This is a genomic window from Mesorhizobium sp. M7A.F.Ce.TU.012.03.2.1 (assembly GCF_004006095.1).
Lineage (GTDB): Bacteria > Pseudomonadota > Alphaproteobacteria > Rhizobiales > Rhizobiaceae > Mesorhizobium.
Map to the genome: position 1 here is coordinate 3,781,917 of NZ_CP034779.1, position 17,089 is coordinate 3,799,005.

At 60.2% G+C, this 17,089-nt stretch carries 19 protein-coding genes; 12 read left to right on the forward strand and 7 right to left on the reverse strand.

The window, feature by feature from the left end:
• The first annotated feature begins 259 nt into the window (after positions 1 to 259).
• Both EJ079_RS18380 and EJ079_RS18385 read left to right on the forward strand, forming a co-directional pair.
• Positions 260 to 493, forward strand: coding sequence for a hypothetical protein (locus tag EJ079_RS18380; protein WP_127395712.1), 234 nt, complete (start codon positions 260 to 262; stop codon positions 491 to 493).
• A gap of 119 nt (positions 494 to 612) precedes the next feature.
• Positions 613 to 810, forward strand: coding sequence for a hypothetical protein (locus EJ079_RS18385; protein ID WP_127270219.1), 198 nt, complete (start codon positions 613 to 615; stop codon positions 808 to 810).
• A gap of 110 nt (positions 811 to 920) precedes the next feature.
• Here the strand turns inward: EJ079_RS18385 and EJ079_RS18390 are convergent, their stop codons facing one another.
• Together EJ079_RS18390 and EJ079_RS18395 are read right to left on the reverse strand one after the other, a co-directional pair.
• Positions 921 to 1,877, reverse strand: coding sequence for a hybrid-cluster NAD(P)-dependent oxidoreductase (locus tag EJ079_RS18390; protein WP_164873814.1), 957 nt, complete (start codon positions 1,875 to 1,877; stop codon positions 921 to 923).
• Between the two features lie 212 nt (positions 1,878 to 2,089).
• Entirely contained in the window at positions 2,090 to 2,947 is an 858-nt protein-coding gene (locus tag EJ079_RS18395) for a LysR family transcriptional regulator (RefSeq protein ID WP_023809366.1), read from the reverse strand.
• Between the two features lie 134 nt (positions 2,948 to 3,081).
• On the opposite strand from EJ079_RS18395, the gene EJ079_RS18400 reads away from it, so the two are divergent.
• The 6 genes from EJ079_RS18400 (at position 3,082) to EJ079_RS18425 (ending at position 9,895) form a co-directional block, all read left to right on the forward strand.
• Positions 3,082 to 4,164: an amidohydrolase family protein gene (locus tag EJ079_RS18400; protein WP_127381872.1), complete on the forward strand. Its 1,083-nt coding sequence runs from the start codon at positions 3,082 to 3,084 to the stop codon at positions 4,162 to 4,164.
• An 11-nt stretch (positions 4,165 to 4,175) separates the two neighbouring features.
• Complete coding sequence (locus EJ079_RS18405; protein WP_023809364.1) at positions 4,176 to 4,529, forward strand: Rieske (2Fe-2S) protein; 354 nt, start codon at positions 4,176 to 4,178, stop codon at positions 4,527 to 4,529.
• A 121-nt stretch (positions 4,530 to 4,650) separates the two neighbouring features.
• Entirely contained in the window at positions 4,651 to 6,258 is a 1,608-nt protein-coding gene (locus EJ079_RS18410; protein ID WP_127809716.1) for an ABC transporter substrate-binding protein, read from the forward strand.
• Positions 6,259 to 6,346: 88 nt separating this feature from the next.
• Positions 6,347 to 7,393 (forward strand): ABC transporter permease, encoded by a 1,047-nt coding sequence (locus EJ079_RS18415; protein WP_127809717.1) that lies wholly within the window; start codon positions 6,347 to 6,349, stop codon positions 7,391 to 7,393.
• On the forward strand, positions 7,390 to 8,274 hold the full coding sequence (locus EJ079_RS18420; protein WP_127326516.1) for an ABC transporter permease: 885 nt from the start codon (positions 7,390 to 7,392) through the stop codon (positions 8,272 to 8,274). Before EJ079_RS18415 ends, EJ079_RS18420 begins: the two co-directional genes overlap by 4 nt.
• On the forward strand, positions 8,264 to 9,895 hold the full coding sequence (locus EJ079_RS18425; protein ID WP_127809718.1) for an ABC transporter ATP-binding protein: 1,632 nt from the start codon (positions 8,264 to 8,266) through the stop codon (positions 9,893 to 9,895). The genes EJ079_RS18420 and EJ079_RS18425 overlap by 11 nt, the downstream gene beginning before the upstream one ends.
• A gap of 52 nt (positions 9,896 to 9,947) precedes the next feature.
• Here the strand turns inward: EJ079_RS18425 and EJ079_RS18430 are convergent, their stop codons facing one another.
• Positions 9,948 to 10,511: a TetR/AcrR family transcriptional regulator gene (locus EJ079_RS18430; protein WP_127809719.1), complete on the reverse strand. Its 564-nt coding sequence runs from the start codon at positions 10,509 to 10,511 to the stop codon at positions 9,948 to 9,950.
• Positions 10,512 to 10,614: 103 nt separating this feature from the next.
• Between EJ079_RS18430 and EJ079_RS18435 the strand changes: the two genes are divergently transcribed.
• From EJ079_RS18435 to EJ079_RS18445, 3 genes are all read left to right on the forward strand, one after another.
• Positions 10,615 to 11,430 (forward strand): oxidoreductase, encoded by an 816-nt coding sequence (locus EJ079_RS18435; RefSeq protein ID WP_127809720.1) that lies wholly within the window; start codon positions 10,615 to 10,617, stop codon positions 11,428 to 11,430.
• Between the two features lie 85 nt (positions 11,431 to 11,515).
• Positions 11,516 to 12,382: an alpha/beta hydrolase gene (locus EJ079_RS18440; RefSeq protein WP_127319346.1), complete on the forward strand. Its 867-nt coding sequence runs from the start codon at positions 11,516 to 11,518 to the stop codon at positions 12,380 to 12,382.
• A gap of 59 nt (positions 12,383 to 12,441) precedes the next feature.
• Complete coding sequence (locus EJ079_RS18445) at positions 12,442 to 13,443, forward strand: NADP-dependent oxidoreductase (protein ID WP_127398931.1); 1,002 nt, start codon at positions 12,442 to 12,444, stop codon at positions 13,441 to 13,443.
• A gap of 20 nt (positions 13,444 to 13,463) precedes the next feature.
• Here the strand turns inward: EJ079_RS18445 and EJ079_RS18450 are convergent, their stop codons facing one another.
• From EJ079_RS18450 to EJ079_RS18460, 3 genes are all read right to left on the reverse strand, one after another.
• Positions 13,464 to 13,937: a VOC family protein gene (locus EJ079_RS18450; RefSeq protein ID WP_174800353.1), complete on the reverse strand. Its 474-nt coding sequence runs from the start codon at positions 13,935 to 13,937 to the stop codon at positions 13,464 to 13,466.
• A gap of 43 nt (positions 13,938 to 13,980) precedes the next feature.
• Positions 13,981 to 15,129 carry an amidohydrolase gene (locus EJ079_RS18455; RefSeq protein WP_127809722.1) on the reverse strand — a complete coding sequence of 383 codons (1,149 nt, stop codon included), beginning with the start codon at positions 15,127 to 15,129 and terminating at the stop codon, positions 13,981 to 13,983.
• Positions 15,130 to 15,278: 149 nt separating this feature from the next.
• The gene (locus EJ079_RS18460; protein WP_127272572.1) at positions 15,279 to 15,722 is read right to left on the reverse strand and encodes an SRPBCC family protein; all 444 of its coding nucleotides are present in this window, start codon (positions 15,720 to 15,722) and stop codon (positions 15,279 to 15,281) included.
• Between the two features lie 419 nt (positions 15,723 to 16,141).
• On the opposite strand from EJ079_RS18460, the gene EJ079_RS18465 reads away from it, so the two are divergent.
• Complete coding sequence (locus EJ079_RS18465) at positions 16,142 to 16,285, forward strand: hypothetical protein (RefSeq protein WP_127271038.1); 144 nt, start codon at positions 16,142 to 16,144, stop codon at positions 16,283 to 16,285.
• A gap of 97 nt (positions 16,286 to 16,382) precedes the next feature.
• Here the strand turns inward: EJ079_RS18465 and EJ079_RS18470 are convergent, their stop codons facing one another.
• Positions 16,383 to 17,075: a DUF2270 domain-containing protein gene (locus EJ079_RS18470; RefSeq protein ID WP_127271036.1), complete on the reverse strand. Its 693-nt coding sequence runs from the start codon at positions 17,073 to 17,075 to the stop codon at positions 16,383 to 16,385.
• Positions 17,076 to 17,089: the final 14 nt, after the last annotated feature.

Genomic DNA, 17,089 nt, shown 5'->3' on the forward strand with positions numbered 1-17,089 from the left:
TTTGGGCACTTTTCGATGTCAGGCATTGCTCCTCCCAGAGCGCCGGCCGATGCCAATCCGGCGTTTGCGCATGTTTTATAAAAAATTGACACGCGTCAAGATTTAAAAGTGGTGCGTACCGATTTTGACGATGCACCCTGGGGGCATGACTGTCCTACCGGCATGCGCTACAACCAAGGCGCGAAAAAATGTGCCGGCCTAGGGAACCACTTGGGGATAGCGGCGTTAGTCGCTACTTTTGCGCAAGAGGAGGTTTCGGGTGGGGCGTTTCGAGAACCTGGAAGAACCAACGGGTACATTTCCGATTTTCGACGCAATCACGGAATTGCCGGCAAGGGTCGAAGGGGGCGTATGCACCGGGCTTTATCGGCAGGAAGTGCCGCAGGAGCTGCTTGCAGCGGTTGAAACGGTCCAACCCGGCCATTTTTCGCTGCTGCCTTCATTGGCGGCTTTGAACGACTGCCAGGTCGATAAAGACGATCTGCTGGCGTGAGCAAAGCCGCCCGCGATCGCATCAAAAAACATACCGTATGGGAAAATCACGCACGTTGTCGAAAGCGGCGGTGAGGCATGGAAAGCAAGGAGAGGTTGCAGTGCGTCGGGAGGTGAAGCATGTCTGATCAGGACGAGCTGATCCGGGCTGCCATCGGACGGCTGCTCGCCGAGAAGACAGGCGCCGCCGTCATATCGATGAGAGAGAGCATTACCGAGCTTCTGGCGCTGACCGGTGCCGCGCTGGACGACAGACTGCAGGACCTGCTGCTGGAAATGGCCGAAGTCCGTGGCATGATGGTTGCTCTCGACTTCTGAGCAATATCGGCTGAGGTCGATGCGCATCAGTCCGCTACGCCCGCAACGCCTTCACCGGCAGTTCAACACACTTACTGCGCCGGCTTCAATGCTGAACCAAGCACCCGGGGTTAAAGATCGAGCGAAACCGCGCCCTTAGGGTGGCTGCAGCATGCCAGGACATAGCCGGCCGACTTCTCTTCAGGGGCCAGCCCGCCGAGATCCTCCATGGCGACTTCGCCGGACAGCTTGGCGATGCGGCATGTGCCGCAAACTCCCTGCTGGCAGGCGGTTGGGACGTAGACGCCACATTGGCGCGCCGCCTCCAGCAGCGTCTCTCCGGGCAAGCAGTTATGCACGATCCCGGAGCGGACGAAACGGACCGAAGATAGTATTGTCGGGGCCGGTTCCAACTGGGGGCTGCTGCCGCCGCCGAAGCTCTCCTGGTGGTACCGTGACGGAGCCACGCCAATCGCATCCAGGCAGGCACGTGCGGCTTTCATGTACGCTTCAGGGCCACAGGCAAAGATAGTGCGGTTGTGGAGATCGGGAACGAGGGTCAGCAGCATCTGACTGTCTATTCTGCCAGTCGGCCCCCTCCAGGTGGGATCTTCCTGGCTACAAACGCACGTTACTTTTACGTTGGGAAAGCGAGAGGCAAGTGCGTCCAATTCCCGTCGAAAGACTATATCACCAGGCGTTCTGGCACTATGAACGAATGAGATATCCTGGTCGGCCGCGCGGTCGGTAAGCGCACGCAGCATGGACATCACCGGCGTTATCCCGCTGCCGCCCGAAAGGAAGAGCGGCTTTTCATAGGGTAGGTCATCGAGATTGAATGAGCCGAGCGGCCCTTCGATCTCGATCTCGTCGCCCGCCCCCAAATTGTCGTGGAGCCAATTCGAAACCAGGCCGCCCGGTGTTCGCTTCACCGTGATCTGCAGGTCGAGCGGTCGCGTCGGTGGTGACGAAACAGAGTAGGAGCGCGTCACCGCGGCACCCTCGATCTTGAGGTGCACGAGTACATACTGGCCCGCGCTGAAGCAGAACATCCGATCCGTCGGGGATGTGAAAACGAAAGTTTTCACATCGGGCGTTTCCTCGATTACACGACGGCAGAGTACAAGCTGCGATGTGGTTTGTGCCCATTGCCGATGATGCCTCATCGGCAGGAGGTCGGGGGCCCCCAAGGAAACGTGTGCGTTCATCATTCATCTCGGTTCGAAGTCGAACCCAAGATGCCAGTTCCAGGCCCCCCGCAACAGAAGCATCCCTCCCGAGTTATGATCGATTATTTCGATTACATATCCAGTGACATCACGGCAACGTGAAGGGCACGGATTCCCTTGCGGATGATCGGTTCGTGTTTGCGGCGCGCCAGGATGGCCGTATGGACCGGCTGATGCAGCGTCGGAGCGCCTTCGACGATGAACGATGGGCGTTCGAGGGCGAACCTGCGCGCATCGTCACTTCTCATATAGCAGGTGCCGCCCGTGCGCCGTAGCATCATCTCCGCCAAGGTTTCCGATCCCATGGAAAGGCGACAGATCGCCAACTCGCCGAGCAATTCGGCATGGGCCTTCTCCAGCAGGACCGTATAGCCCGGACGAATGTAGGTTTCGGGATCGACCTCGGAGAGGGTTCTGGCCACCGTGGAAACCATCACATATTCCTCAACCATCAAATGCTCATAGGAGATTTCGGGTAGGTATCGCGGGGCATAAAGCACTGCGATATCGAGATTTCCCATGCTCAGGTCGCTGACCATCTGGTTTGAATAATCCGACTCGACATGGATCGACGATTTGGGAAGAGCCTGACACAGCGTCTCCACCCAACCCGGCAAAACCGAGCGGGTCATCCCGACCTGCGCGGCGACGCGCAAGGTGCCTTCGAAACGATTGAACGCCCGGACATCGTGGCGAGCCTGCGACCATGTGGACAGCAAGGATCTTGCATAAGCTTCGAACCGGCGCCCTGCGGCGGTCGGCTCCGCCCCGGCGCGTCCGCGCTGGAACAGTTCGGACCCGATTGCGCTCTCGAGGTTCTTGATGCGGGTGCTGATCGTCGACTGGGTCAATCCTAGCCGATCCGCGGTGCGATTGAAGTTTCTCGATTCGATGATGTCGAGAAAGGTCTCGATGTGATCAAGTTGCATGAAATCTCCAATCGAAAAACTCGATCATATTCCACGTATCATAAGCTTGATCAAACAATACTCAAGGCGGAAGCTGCAGCAGATCAACGGCCGGCAGCGCCGCCGGGACGAGATACGGATACGGAGCGGAAGAAGTGTTCATAGTCGACTGCGACTGTCATAATTACTGGTCAAGCGCCACCGTGTTGGAGCCCTATCTCTCCGGCTTGTGGAAAGACATGTTCATCGAGGGCGAGAAAACAGGTCCCGTTGGCGCCTTTCCGCATGGCCATCGGCCCTGGTTCCACCCGCAGGACTTCTCCCGCAAGGACATCCGTCCGAAAACGGAAGCCGACAACTATCTCATCATGAAAGAGAAGCACCTCGACAAATACAAAGTCGACGTGGCGATCCTGACCGGCGATGAGCCTATCGAGGCGTCGACCCTGGCTAACCCTTACTATGCCAGCGCTCTGGTCAGCGCGTACAACGATTATCAGATCGATCAGTGGTTGCCGAAAGACGATCGTTTCATGGGCTCGATCATCATCGCGCCACAGGATCCGAAGCTCGCTGCCGCCGAGATTCGCCGTCTTGGCAGTCATCCGCGCATGGTCCAGGTTCTCGCCTCCCAGGGGTCCGTCAAGCCGTATGGCGACCCGTTTTACCACCCGATCTACGAAGCCTGCGCGGAAGTGGGGTTGCCATTCGCCATTCATCTGGGCGGGCATGGCGGCGTGAATTCAACTGCCATTGCTCCCGCCCCGACAACATTCTTCTGGGAAACGCATGCCATTCTGCACATGTCGGCGATGTCGCACGTGGCAAGCATGATCGCCCATGGCGTCTTCGAGAAATGGCCGGACCTCTACTTCGTGATCATCGAATGCGGCGTCGCCTGGGTTCCGTCGGTCCTTTGGCGCCTGGACGCCGACTACAAAGCGCTGCGCAAGGAGACGCCATGGCTGAAGATGCTGCCGTCTGAATATTGCCGGCGCAACATCCGCTTTTCCACGCAGCCGCTGGAGCAGCCTGCAAACATCCAACATCTCTGGTCCACGCTCGAAGCGATGGACGGAGAAAACACGCTGATGTTTGCATCGGACTATCCGCACTGGGATTACGACGATGCCAACACGCTGCAAATCCCTCCTGCCTGGAGGAGCAAGATCATGGGACTGAACGCGCTGGAAGTCTACAAACGCATCCCCCGCGCGCAAGCCGCGAATGCCGCCTGAGGAAGCATACGATGCCCGAGAAGACATATATCTGCCGCGTCGACGAGATCGAAACAGGGTCTCCGTTCATCGCCAAGATCCGCAGCCTTTCGGTCGGGATTTTCCGCATCGGAGATTCATTCCACGCGCTGCTGAATGTCTGTCCGCACCGTGGCGCTCCGCTTTGCGAGGGGCCGCAATGCGGCACAACCGCGCCCGTTGAACAGGCGCAATTCATCTATCATCGCGAAAACGAGATCGTTCGATGCGCCTGGCACGGCTGGGAGTTCGACATCAAGTCAGGCGCGGCCTTGGTCGATCCGTCCGTTCGCGCGCGCACATTTCCAGTCACCGTCGAAGCCGGTGGCATCTACGTGACGGCCTGATTGGCGCAAGCCGATTGGGATTGGAAAAATTCGAAGGAAAGGTGGCGGGAGCCGATAAGCAGATTTGTTCGCCGGTGCTTGACGAGAAATAACGCGGAGAACTCCGCAATGGGAGAGTCAAATGTCAGAATCTGAATACAAGCTTGGTATCGCGCAAAGCCTGATCGGAGGCGGCAAGGTTTCCCGTCGCGATTTCATTCATCTTGGGCTGGCCGCGGGCCTGACCGTTGCCGCCGCCGACCGGCTGTTCGTGAGCACGGCGCGGGCCGAACCGATGCAGGGCGGCTTCGCCAAGCTCGGCATGGCTCATGGCGCGACGACGGATTCGATCGATCCGGCCGGCTACCCCGACACGTTCACACAAACCGCATTTTCGGGCTCGCTGTCCAACAGCCTCACTGAGGTCGACGCCAAAGGCAATGTCCAACCGGACCTCGCCGAGAGCTTTGAAACTTCGGATGGGGCCAAAACCTGGGCCTTCAAGCTGCGCAAAGGCGCAACCTTTCACAACGGCAAGACCGTGACGGCGGATGACGTCGTGACCTCCTTGCAATATCACATGGGCAAGGACACCAAATCGGCGGCGAAATCGCTGTTGGACTCCGTCGCCGACATCAAGGCGGATGGCCCGGAAACGGTGGTTTTCACGCTCAAGAGCGGCAACGCCGATTTCCCTTACATTATGAGTGACTACCATCTGGTCATCATGCCGGCCAAGGATGGCAAGGCGGATTGGGCTTCAGGCGTTCGCACCGGTGCTTTCGTCGTCGAGAATTTCCAGCCCGGCGTTTCGGCCAAGCTCAAGCGCAATCCAAACTACTTCAAGAACGGCAAGCCCTATCTCGATGAGGTGGAGTTCATCGCCATCACGGATCTTGCCGCTCGCATGGCGGCGCTGTCGACGGGGGAGGTGGACTATATCGGCCGCGCCGACCTGAAGACCCTCGGCATGTTGAAACGCAATCCCAAGGTGGAGATCGTCGAAGTCACTGGTTATGGGCACTATACCTTGCCGATGAATGTCACGATGGCGCCATTTGATAATCCAGACGTGCGAATGGCATTGAAATGGGCGATCAATCGCCAAGAAATCGTCGACAAGATCTTTCTTGGCCACGCCACTGTGGCCAACGACAACCCGATCGCGCCGGCCATCAAATTCGCCAAGGATCCGCAACCGCAACACAGCTTCGATCCGGAAAAAGCCAAGCACTACCTGAAAAAGGCCGGAATGGAGAACCTGAAGGTGGACCTCTCGGTCGCCGATGCCGCTTTTGCCGGCGCCGTGGACGCGGCTTCGCTCATTCGCGAAACGGCAGCCCAATGCGGCATCGACGTCAATGTCGTGCGTGAGGCCGAGGACGCTTATTGGGACAATGTCTGGCTGAAGAAACCCTGGTGCGCTTCCTATTGGAGCGGTCGGGCGACGGCCGACTGGATGTTCACGCAAGCCTTCGCCGCCGACTCCAGTTGGAATGAATCCTTCTGGAAAAATCCCCATTTCAACGAACTACTTGTCCAGGCGCGCGCCGAGACGGACGAGGCCAAGCGAGCGGCGATGTATGCCGAGATGCAGCAGTTAACCCACGATGACGGCGGCAGCATCGTGCTGGTCTTCAACAATTTCGTCAGCGCCCAATCCAAAAAGCTCGCACACGGTGATGTGGCGCCCAACTGGGAGAACGATGGACTGAAAATGGCCGAACGCTGGTGGATCGCCACGGCATGAGATGGCGGGCCGGAGCCGCGATGGTTTTGAGGCTCCGGCCAGCTGGCTCCGAGTGCAGGGCTGCCGCCCAAAGGGAAACGCCACGCACATGAACCCCGTCGCAAGAACGGTCCTGCAGCGCCTTGGCCTCGGCCTGGTCACTTTGTTCATCGTGTCCATCATTATCTTCTCTGCGATCGCGATGCTTCCAGGCGACTTCGCCAAGGCCACGCTCGGGCAATCGGCGACGCCCGAAACGGTCGCCGCGTTCCAGCGGGAAATCGGCATCGATCGCCCGCCTGTCGAGCGCTACTTCGTTTGGGTCGCCCAGATGCTCCATGGCGATTTCGGCTCTTCGTTTGCGAGCCGCACCGGATATCGGCGTACCGTGGCCGAGATCATCGCACCACGCCTCTACAACACGATGTTCCTTGCAGCGGTGACTGCGCTGATAGCTGTTCCTCTGGCCTTGGGGCTTGGCATTCTGGCTGCGCTGTACCGCAACGGCTGGTTCGACCGGCTGGTGAATGTCGCGACACTGACAACCATTTCATTCCCGGAATTTTTCGTCGCCTATATGCTCGCCTACCTGGTGATCTCGCGCGACACGTTCATCGGATCCGATTTCGCTCAAACGCTGCCTCATTGGCTCACTGTCTTGCTGAACTGGATGCTCAATGCGGTTCCCAAATTTCCGACATTGTCGAATGTGAACGGTCAGACGCCATTTTGGGAGCATCTCTGGAAAATCGCCCTGCCGGCAATCACGCTTACGCTCGTAATCGTGGCCCACATGATGCGCATGACCCGAGCGGCCATCATCAACATGCTGGCAAGCCCCTACATCGATATGGCGCGCCTCAAGGGAATGTCCCCGATGGTGATCGTGCTGAGGCATGCCCTGCCCAATGCCTGGGCTCCGATCGTCACTGTGGTGGCGTTCAACCTGGCGTATCTCATCGTCGGAGTGGTCGTGGTCGAGGTCGTTTTCGTCTACCCCGGCATCGGCCAGCTGATGGTTGACGCGGTGAAATCCAGGGATGTTCCGGTTGTCCAGGCCTGCGCCCTGATTTTCGCCGCGACTTACATCCTTCTCAACCTGCTAGCCGACATTATTTCCATCGCCACCAATCCCAGGCTCTTGCACCCGCGATGACCAGATCCGAATCTGTCGCGGCGGTTCAAAGGCTGAGGCGCTCGCGTGCCACCCGGGCGAAAACTGCGCTGAAGAAGGCACCGTTCAGCGCATGGTTCGGCATCGTCGTGATCCTCGGCTACGTCTTTGTTGCGGTCTTCGCGCACTGGATAGCCCCATATGGCGAGACGCAGGTTTTCAGCGAAGCCTTCGCGCCGTGGAGCCAGGAGTTCAAATTGGGAACCGATCAGCTCGGCCGCGACATGCTCACCCGCTTGATCTACGGTGCGCGCAACACCATCGCTATCGCGGTCGCGACCACGTTGCTGTCCTTCGCGGTCGGCGTCTCGCTCGGCCTTCTTGCCGCATTGTACAGGGGGTGGCTCGACCAGATCTTGTCGCGTGCGGTGGACGTGCTGATGTCAATCCCGAGTCTGATCTTCGCGCTGGTGCTGCTGACGATCTTCGGCTCGTCGATCACGAGCCTGATTGTCATCATTGCGCTTCTGGATTCCACCCGGGTCTTTCGGCTTTCTCGCGCCGTCGGGCTTAACGTGGCGGTGATGGAATATGTCGAGGTGGCACGATTACGCGGCGAGGGACCGAAATGGATCATCGCCAGGGAAATCCTTCCCAATGTCATGCCGCCACTGGTCGCCGAGTTCGGCTTGCGATTCTGCTTCGTGTTCCTGACAGTCGCGGCGCTGTCGTTTCTCGGCGTCGGTATTCAGCCGCCGACGGCCGATTGGGGATCAATGGTGCGCGAGAACGCGACCCTAATCACCTACGGCGATGTCACCCCGCTACTTCCGGCCGGCGCGATTGCTCTCCTTACCGTGTCCGTGAATTTCGTGGTGGACTGGTTCCTGCAAGCAACAAGCGGGTTGCGGGATGAAAAGTAGCGGCCCAGGCCCACGCGAAAAAGGAAAGGATCTGCTTCAAATCCGCAATCTGCATGTGGAGGGGTTCTCGGATGAGCGGTGGCATCCCATTGTCCACGGGGTCGATCTGACGCTGAAGCGGGGCCAGGTTCTTGGGCTGATCGGAGAGTCAGGCGCCGGCAAGTCCACCATTGGCCTTGCCGCAATGGGTTATGCCAAGCCGGGCTGCCGGATCATGCAAGGCTCGGTCCTGTTCGACGGGATTGATCTTCTGGCAGTCAATGAAAAAGGGCGCCGTCGCCTCAGGGGCTCCCGCATTGCCTATGTCGCGCAAAGCGCGGCTGCCTCTTTCAATCCGGCACATCGGCTCTTGGAACAAACCGTCGAAACCGCGGTGGCGCATGGAATTGCCGGCCGGGAAGAGGCGAACCGGAGCGCCGTCGATCTTTATCGACGCCTTCAGCTCCCAGAACCGGAGACCATAGGCTTTCGTTATCCTCATCAGGTCTCCGGCGGGCAGTTGCAACGGGCAATGACAGCGATGGCAATGGCTTGTCGTCCGGACCTCATAATATTCGACGAGCCAACAACGGCGCTCGACGTGACCACGCAGGTTGAAGTTCTAGCTTCCATTCGCAACATCGTGGAGGAATTCAGCACCGCTGCAATCTACGTGACGCATGACCTGGCGGTGGTGGCGCAAATGGCGGATCGTATCATGGTTCTGCGCCACGGACGTACCGTGGAGGAGGCTGATACACGCCAGATGCTGGCCTCGCCCAGCCAGGAATATACAAAAACGCTCTGGGCCGTACGCAAGCTCGCCAAGCCCGAAGTTCCAGCCGATGACTATCTGCTGACGATAGACAACGTTACCGCGGCCTATGCAGGAAAGGTCAAGGTGCTCCAGGATGTCTCCATCAAGGTTCCGCGCGGAAGAACCGTGGCTGTGGTCGGCGAATCCGGTTCGGGGAAATCGACGCTCGCTCGAGTCGTCACCGGCCTTTTGCCGCCAATTTCAGGTTCGATTTCTTTTGCCGGCCAGCTTCTTTCTACGAGCCTGAAGACGCGGCCGAAAGAGGTCCTGCGCCGCATACAGATGATCTATCAGATGCCCGACAACGCCCTTAATCCGCGCCAAACGGTCGAAGAAGTCATCGCTCGGCCGCTCGAATTCTACCTCGGCCTTAAGGGCGCGCGGAGGGATCGCCGGATCGGCGAACTTATGCACATGGTCGAGATGAGCGAGGATTTTCTGGAACGCCTGCCTGGCGAGCTGTCGGGTGGCCAAAAACAGCGCGTCTGCATTGCCCGGGCGTTGGCTGCCGATCCGGAGCTTATCATCTGCGACGAGATCACGTCCGCGCTCGACCAGATCGTCCAAGAGGAAATTCTCAAGCTTCTCATACGTCTCCAACGTGAACTCGGAATGAGCTACATCTTCATTACCCATGACATTGCTACCGTGCGCGCGATAGCCGACGAAATCGTCGTGATGCACCGCGGCAAAGTCGTCGAGCAGGGATTGAAGAGCGAAGTTCTCACGCCACCGCACGCGGCCTATACCGAACGGCTTTTGTCCTCTGTTCCGGAAATGAATCCGGACTGGCTGACAAGGCTGCTGGCCAGCCGGAAGATCTGACGGATCGGCTATCCGCGCCCGGCATGTTCCTCACTGTCAGCTTCCTGGAGCGCTAACGCTGCTCGATCAGCGTCTTCGCCGCATCTTTCCCCACCGAGAGGATGCGATCGGACAATTCCGTTCCGCCCACGGCGCGGGCCATTTGCAGCGTGCCGAGGAGCGTTGCGAAGACAGCCAGCGCCACGCCCTCCGGATCCTTGGCCTGCGGTAGCGCTTGCGCCAACTGGCGCACCAAAGCCAGCAGGTGGTCTGTATAGGCTTCACGCGTCTCAGGCGGCTGACGGGCGAGCTCCGGCAGCAGCGCGGCTGACGCGCAGCCCTTTCCGGGATTGTCCCGGTGCTCGGCCGACAGATACGTGCCGATGGCCATCTCCACGCCCGAAGCCAATGCTTCTGCCAGTTGCTGCGCCTGAAGCTCCATCGCCGCCGCCACGCTTTCGCGGACAAGCTGCGCCTTGGAATGAAAGTGCGGATAGAAGGCGCCGTTCGTCAGCCCGGCGTCGCTCATGATGGTCGCCAGTCCGGACGCGGCGATGCCGTCGCCGCGAAAGCGTTCTGCCGCGACCTCCAGGATCCGTCCGCGCGAGGCGTCCTTCCGGCCCTTTTCGTAGCGCATGGCTGCTATTCCTTTCTGCTATTGCATTATGAGTGTAATCTGATATTACGACTGTAATTCAACGGGCGCAAAAAAGCTAGCCCTCATGATTTTGGAGCACGAAATGAATGCGAATTCCGAAAAAACCGCTGTTGTGACGGGAGCCTCTTCGGGCATTGGCCGCGCCAGTGCCGAGGCTCTGGCAAAGGCGGGGTTCACTGTCTTCGGAACCAGCCGGCGCAAGGCCGACAACGGCCCGGACGGGGTGACCATGCTGGTTTGCGACGTGACCGACGGTGAGGCCGTTGCCGCACTCGTTTCGACGGTGCTGTCGCAGACCGGCCGGATCGACCTCTTGGTCAACAATGCCGGCGTCGGCCAGCTTGGAGGCGCCGAGGAATTCTCGATTGCACAGGTGCAGGCCTTGTTCGACGTCAATCTGTTCGGCGTCATCCGCATGACCAATGCGGTGCTGCCGTCGATGCGGCGGCGTGGCGAGGGGCGCATCGTCAATATCGGCTCTGTGCTGGGACTGGTGCCGGCGCCGTATTCAGCGCATTATTCGGCGGTCAAGCACGCGCTCGAGGGCTATTCGGAATCGCTCGACCACGAGGTTCGTGCCTTCAATATCCGCGTCTCGGTCATCGAGCCGGCATTCGTTCGCACTGTCTTCGACCAGAACGGGATCCAACCGGATTCGCCGTTGCAGGAATACGATCAGGCTCGAGCTACGCTGGAAGCGCTGCTTCGCGATGTGATGCCCGTAGCCGATCGGCCCGAAGTGGTGGCGCAGGTGGTCGTCAAAGCAGCGACCGATGCCCGTCCGCAACGGCGCTACACCGCCGGCAGGGCAGCGCACCAAGTCAGCCTGCTGCGTCGCTTTGCTCCCGCGGGGATATTCGACAAGAGCCTGCGCAAACAGTTCCGCCTGCCGGTTTGACCAAAAGCGAGCAGAGGATTTTACGCACATGCGACTGGCAACGACAACACGATTGGCCAGCCCCCGCAAGGCGGAGGTGCCAAGCATGACACATGGGTTCAAGCGGTCGCCCCACTTACGGGCATCGTTCCAGGACACGCCAACGCACTCCGTCGATGTCGGCGGCACGGCATTCGTCTATCGGCAGCTCGGACCAAGGACGGGCGTGCCGGTAATCCTGCTGAACCATCTCGGCGCTCAACTGGACAATTTCGATCCACGCATCGTCGATGGCCTCGCCGCGACCCGGTGGGTGATTGCCTTCGACAACAGGGGCGTTGGTGCTTCAGGCGGCAAAACGCCGTCACGCATCGCCGAGATGGCACGGGATGCGGTCGCCTTTGTCCGGGCGCTGGGGTTCGATCAAGTCGATCTCTTCGGTTTCTCACTCGGCGGCTTCGTGGCGCAGGAGATCGTGCTGACCGAGCCCGGGCTTGTGCGCAAGCTCATCCTGGCCGGCACCGGGCCGGCCGGCGGCCAAGGCATCGACAAGATGACGCCACTGACGATCGTGGACATGATCAAGGGTGCGCTGACTTTTCGGGATCCGAAATACTATCTGTTTTTCACCAGAACGGTGAACGGGCGCCGCGCCGCGAAGGCGTTCCTGCAGCGGCTGACAGAGCGCAAGGCCGACCGCGACAGGCCGATATCGCTTAGCGCGTTCGGCGCGCAACTCCGGGCGGTGAAGGCTTATGGACTACAGGCGCCGCAAGATTTGAGCGCCATCCGCGTCCCTGCGCTGATCGCAAATGGCGATCACGACAGGATGGTGCCGAGCGTCAATACCCACGATCTCGCCCGCCGCATTCCGGGGGCGCAATTGGTGATCTATGCGGATGCCGGCCATGGCGGGGTGTTCCAGAACCACGCGAATTTCGTTCCGAAAGCATTGGCCTTTCTCGAGGCCTGACACCTCTCACCGGGCGGCTTTCGTCCCGAACATCAACAATCTCTCAGAAAGTCACTGCCATGAAGGCATTCGTCGTCGACAAATACAGCAAGAACGGCACGCTGCGGCTGGCCGAAATGCCGGAGCCGAAACTCGGGGACAGCGATGTCCTGGTCGAGGTCCACGCCGCGGCGGTGAACCTGCTCGATTCCAAGGTCAAAACCGGAGAGTTCAAGCTGATCCTGCCCTATCGCCGGCCGTTCATCCTGGGTCACGACGTGGCCGGGAGGGTTGTCCGCGTGGGATCGAAAGTCCGCAAGTTCAAACTCGGCGACGACGTCTATGCGCGGCCGCGCGATGGCCGGATCGGGACGTTCGCCGAGTTCATAGCCATGGATGAAGCCGACGTGGCCCTGAAGCCCGGGAACCTCAGCATGGAGGAGGCGGCCTCGATCCCGCTGGTCGGCCTGACCGCCTGGCAGGCGCTCATCGAAAGGGCCAACCTGAAGAGGGGACAGAAGGTCTTCATTCAAGCCGGATCCGGCGGCGTTGGGACATTCGCCATCCAACTGGCAAAGCATCTCGGCGCGACCGTTGCGACCACCGCCAGCGCGGCGAGTGCCGGCCTGGTCAAGGGGCTCGGCGCCGATGTCGTCGTCGACTACAGGAAAGACGATTTCGAAAAAGTCCTGTCGGGCTACGACGTCGTCTTGAACAGCCAGGACGCCAAGACACTTGAAAAGTCACTGAATGTGCTGAAACCGGGAGGCAAGCTCATCTCCATCTCCGGCCCACCGGATCCGGACTTCGCCAGGGAAAAGGGACTGAACATGGTGCTGAGGCTGGTGCTTCGCCTGCTGAGCCGCGGTATTCGAGCGAGAGCCAAGCGCCGTGGCGTGACGTTCTCGTTTCTCTTCATGTGGGCGCAGGGCGAGCAGTTGAGCAAGATCGCATCGCTCATCGAAGCCGGCGCGATCCGCCCGGTCGTCGATCGGGTCTTTCCCTTCGAGGCGACCAACGAGGCGCTGGCCTATGTCGAAACAGGACGCGCCAAGGGCAAGGTCGTCATCAAGGTCCGATAGCAACTCAGCTGCGATCGAGGTCAGCCGCGCCGGGCTGCATCGATCGCCGCAACGTCGATCTTCGTCATCTCCATCATTGCATCAAAGGCGCGTTTGGCTTCCTCGCCGCCGGCCGCCATGGCCTCGGTCAACGTGCGCGGCGTGATTTGCCAGGACACGCCCCATTTGTCCTTGCACCAGCCGCACGCGCTCTCCTGGCCGCCATTGCCGACGATGGCATTCCAGTAGCGGTCGGTTTCCTGCTGATCGTCTGTGGCGATCTGGAACGAGAAGGCCTCGCTCTGCTTGAATGTGGAGCCGCCGTTCAATCCGATGCAGGGAATGCCGGCAACGGTAAATTCGACCGTCAACACGTCGCCTTTCTTGCCGGACGGAAAGTCGCTCGGCGCACGGTGAACGGCGCCCACCCTGGTGTCGGGAAAGGTCTCCGCGTAGAAGCGCGCCGCAGCCTCGGCGTCCTTGTCGAACCAGAGGCAAATCGTGTTCTTTGGCATCTTTGGCATTGCGTGTTCCTTTCGGCGTTGGAATTGGCGGAGGTCAGCCCAGGAGATTGCGTGCCGTGCGCATGAAGATCCTTGACCCGATCGGGATCAGGTCATCGGGAAAGTCATAGTCGGGATTGTGCAAGGCAGGATGCCGCTCGCCTGCACCGAGGAAGAACATCGCCGATTTGGCACTACGGCCGAACAGGCCGAAATCTTCCGAGGCGCGCATCGGCAGGGCTTCTTCGCCGTGCGCGACGCCCTCTTCATCGAGCGCGCGCCGCAGATGCTCCACCGCGTCCGGCGCGTTGACGCTGGCGACGAAGATCTCGTGATAGTCCCAGCGGGCGGAAAGGCGATGCTCGCCCGCGATCCTGGCGACCAGTGCTTCGGCAGCAGCGCAAAGGTTCGCCATGCGCTCGTCACGCCGGGTGCGCAGCGTGGCCCACACCTCGGCGTGAGCCGGCGCGATGCCGAACACGGCTTCGCCCATCGCGGCATGGGTGACCGTCAGCATGGAGAAGCCGTCGTCGGCGAAGGTCCCGCGCCCGAGCGCCGGCAGCGCCGGCATCAGCTCACTGATCGCCAGCATCGGCGAAATGCCGGTCTCCGGCATGGACGAATGGGCGGTCTTGCCCTCCAGCACGATGCGCATGCCGCGTGAAGCACAGTTGACCACGCCGGCTTTGAGCCGCACCTCGCCAAATGGCACGCCGGGCAGGTTGTGCAATGAGAAAGCGAAATCCGGCGCGATCTCGCCGAAGCGCGGATCGGCGACGACGCCTGCCGCGCCATTGCCGGTTTCCTCCGCCGGCTGGAACATCAGCACGACGCGGCCGCTCGCAGGCCTTTCGCGCCCCAACTGACGGCCGAGGGATGCCAGGATCGCGGTGTGTCCGTCATGGCCGCACATATGCGACTTGCCCGGCACGCGCGACGAATGCGGTACGCCTGAAAGTTCTTCGATAGGCAAGGCATCGAGTTCCGAACGGAACAGCACCGTCGGCCCCGCTTTGCCGCTGTCATATATGGCCGCGACGCCGTGCCCGCCGAGTTGTGTCAGCACCTTGTCCGGCCCCGTATCGGCGAGGAAGGCGACAACCTCCTTTGCCGTCTTTTCCTCTTCATTCGAGATTTCCGGGGCCTGGTGCAGCTGGCGTCGCCACGCGGTCAACTCGATGATGTCTCGGTTGGTCAGAGTCATGCTTTTTCAGCCTCCGCTGCATTCTTCATTGACACGTCCAGTCACAGGGGATGTCGATGATGAATTGCTAGCGACAAAGGGCAGTTCCCGCCACAGTCCAAGTCTCACGCTTCGGCAGGCCAGAAACGACCCGTTCTTCCGGCCCCAGCCTATTGATTGATTTCGGGTTCGACGAGCTTTGCCAGGTTTCTGAGCGACTCCTGCCAGCCGAGATAGCAGGCCTCGACCGGAATGACGTCCGGAATGCCGGCCTGGGTGATGTCGATTTCGGTGCCGACCGACACCTTTTTCAAGATCACGGTCACCCGGATCTCGCCGGGCAGGTTGGGATCGTCGAACCTGTCGGTGTAGAGCAGGCGCTCGCCCGGAACGAGTTCGAGATACTCGCCGCCGAAGGAGTGGCTGTCGCCCGTGGTGAAATTGCGGAACGACATCTTGAACGTGCCGCCGACCTTTGCCTCGAAATTATGAACCGTGCAAGTGAAGCCGTTTGGCGGAAGCCACTTGGCCAGCGCGTCCGCTTCAACGAAGGCGCGATAGACCTTTTCCGGGCTGGTCGTCAGGACGCGGTGCAAACGTACGGTGCCGGGCATTGCTGGATCCTTTCATGAATGCCTGTTCGATACCCCAAGGACGGACGAAGCCTGGCCAGTCCGACATTGGTTTGCGAATTTTTTGACAGCGTGCGGCCTGTGTACGCCGCGGGCCTGCCGTTCGACCAGCGCTTATCAACACCAGGCTCGGGCGAGGCGGCTCTGGAGCTGGCGTCATCTGCTAAATTGAGCTCCTGAGCCATCTTGTTGTTCAGGCGCGGTTTTCCCGATTGGCGCGAACAGGCAGCGCGTCCCGGCCAATGCTTCGAACGCCGCTAAATAGGGCAGCGCGTCTTTGCCGTCCATGTGCCGATCATTCGAATTTGCATCTGATCAGAGTTGATTTCCTATCAGGCCGTTAACGCGGCCATGCTGTTAATCAGCATTTGCTAATGAGTCTTTCGAACCCGAGGCAAGCAATGACCAAGAATCTCGGCAATGCACGTCATACGCCGGCGAAGGACCTGCAGGTCTCCCTTCTAGGCAAAGCCGCGCCGGCACTGTTTCCGCTGGTCGTAGCGGCGCTGGGCTACATGGTTGGCAAGCAGTTCTTCGGCATCTAGGCGCGCAGTTCCGTTCTCCCAAACGTTTCGGCGGACCGACCATGTCAACGCGCGGACCGCCGTTTGCATTGCAGCGGCGTGTCGCCGGACATCAACGTCAAACATGCACGTCGCCAAAGGACAGTTCGCCGTCGTCATCGGCCGTGAAAAAGACGATGGCAAGCAACCCGACATAGAATGCGGCCACGACAACCACGATCGCCACACCGGGAACGGGGCCAAGGGCGGCGCTGTCCACGGCTTGGCGAAGCGAGCCGGCAAAGCCGGTCCTGACGCCCACGGTTTGAAGGCTGGGTGTGGATATCTTGAGCACCCAGGCCAGCCAGAGGATCAAGAACAGGTAGATGTAATTCCGCCGCAGCCGACGGGCTAGCGCGACGCGCTGCGACAGCAGGAATTTCGGCGCGCGCAGGCCTTCGCCGACGATGAGCAGCCAGTCCGAGGCGAAGTCGGGCTGTGGGGAAAAGATCTGCGCGAAATAGTGGCGTTCGAACTGGCGTACGCGCGCCCGATAGAAATCGAAGAACCGATAGCGGCGCGCCTCGATCCACAGCAGCAGCAGGATCAGCAGCATGGCGAACAGCAGCACGCCGTGATGCGCACTGGCCGTCGAGAGTGATACCGAAAGCAGCGCCGCCACCACCGTGATTGCCCAATTGGTCGTCAGGTCGAGCCGGTCGCGCCATCCCGCCATGCGAGCGATCTCGGCGCGGTGGAAATGGGACAGCGTGTTGACGCGCTCCGCCGATGAAAGGACGGGGCCAGCGGGCTGTGCCGACGCGTCGTTCATGGCATCCTCCGGCA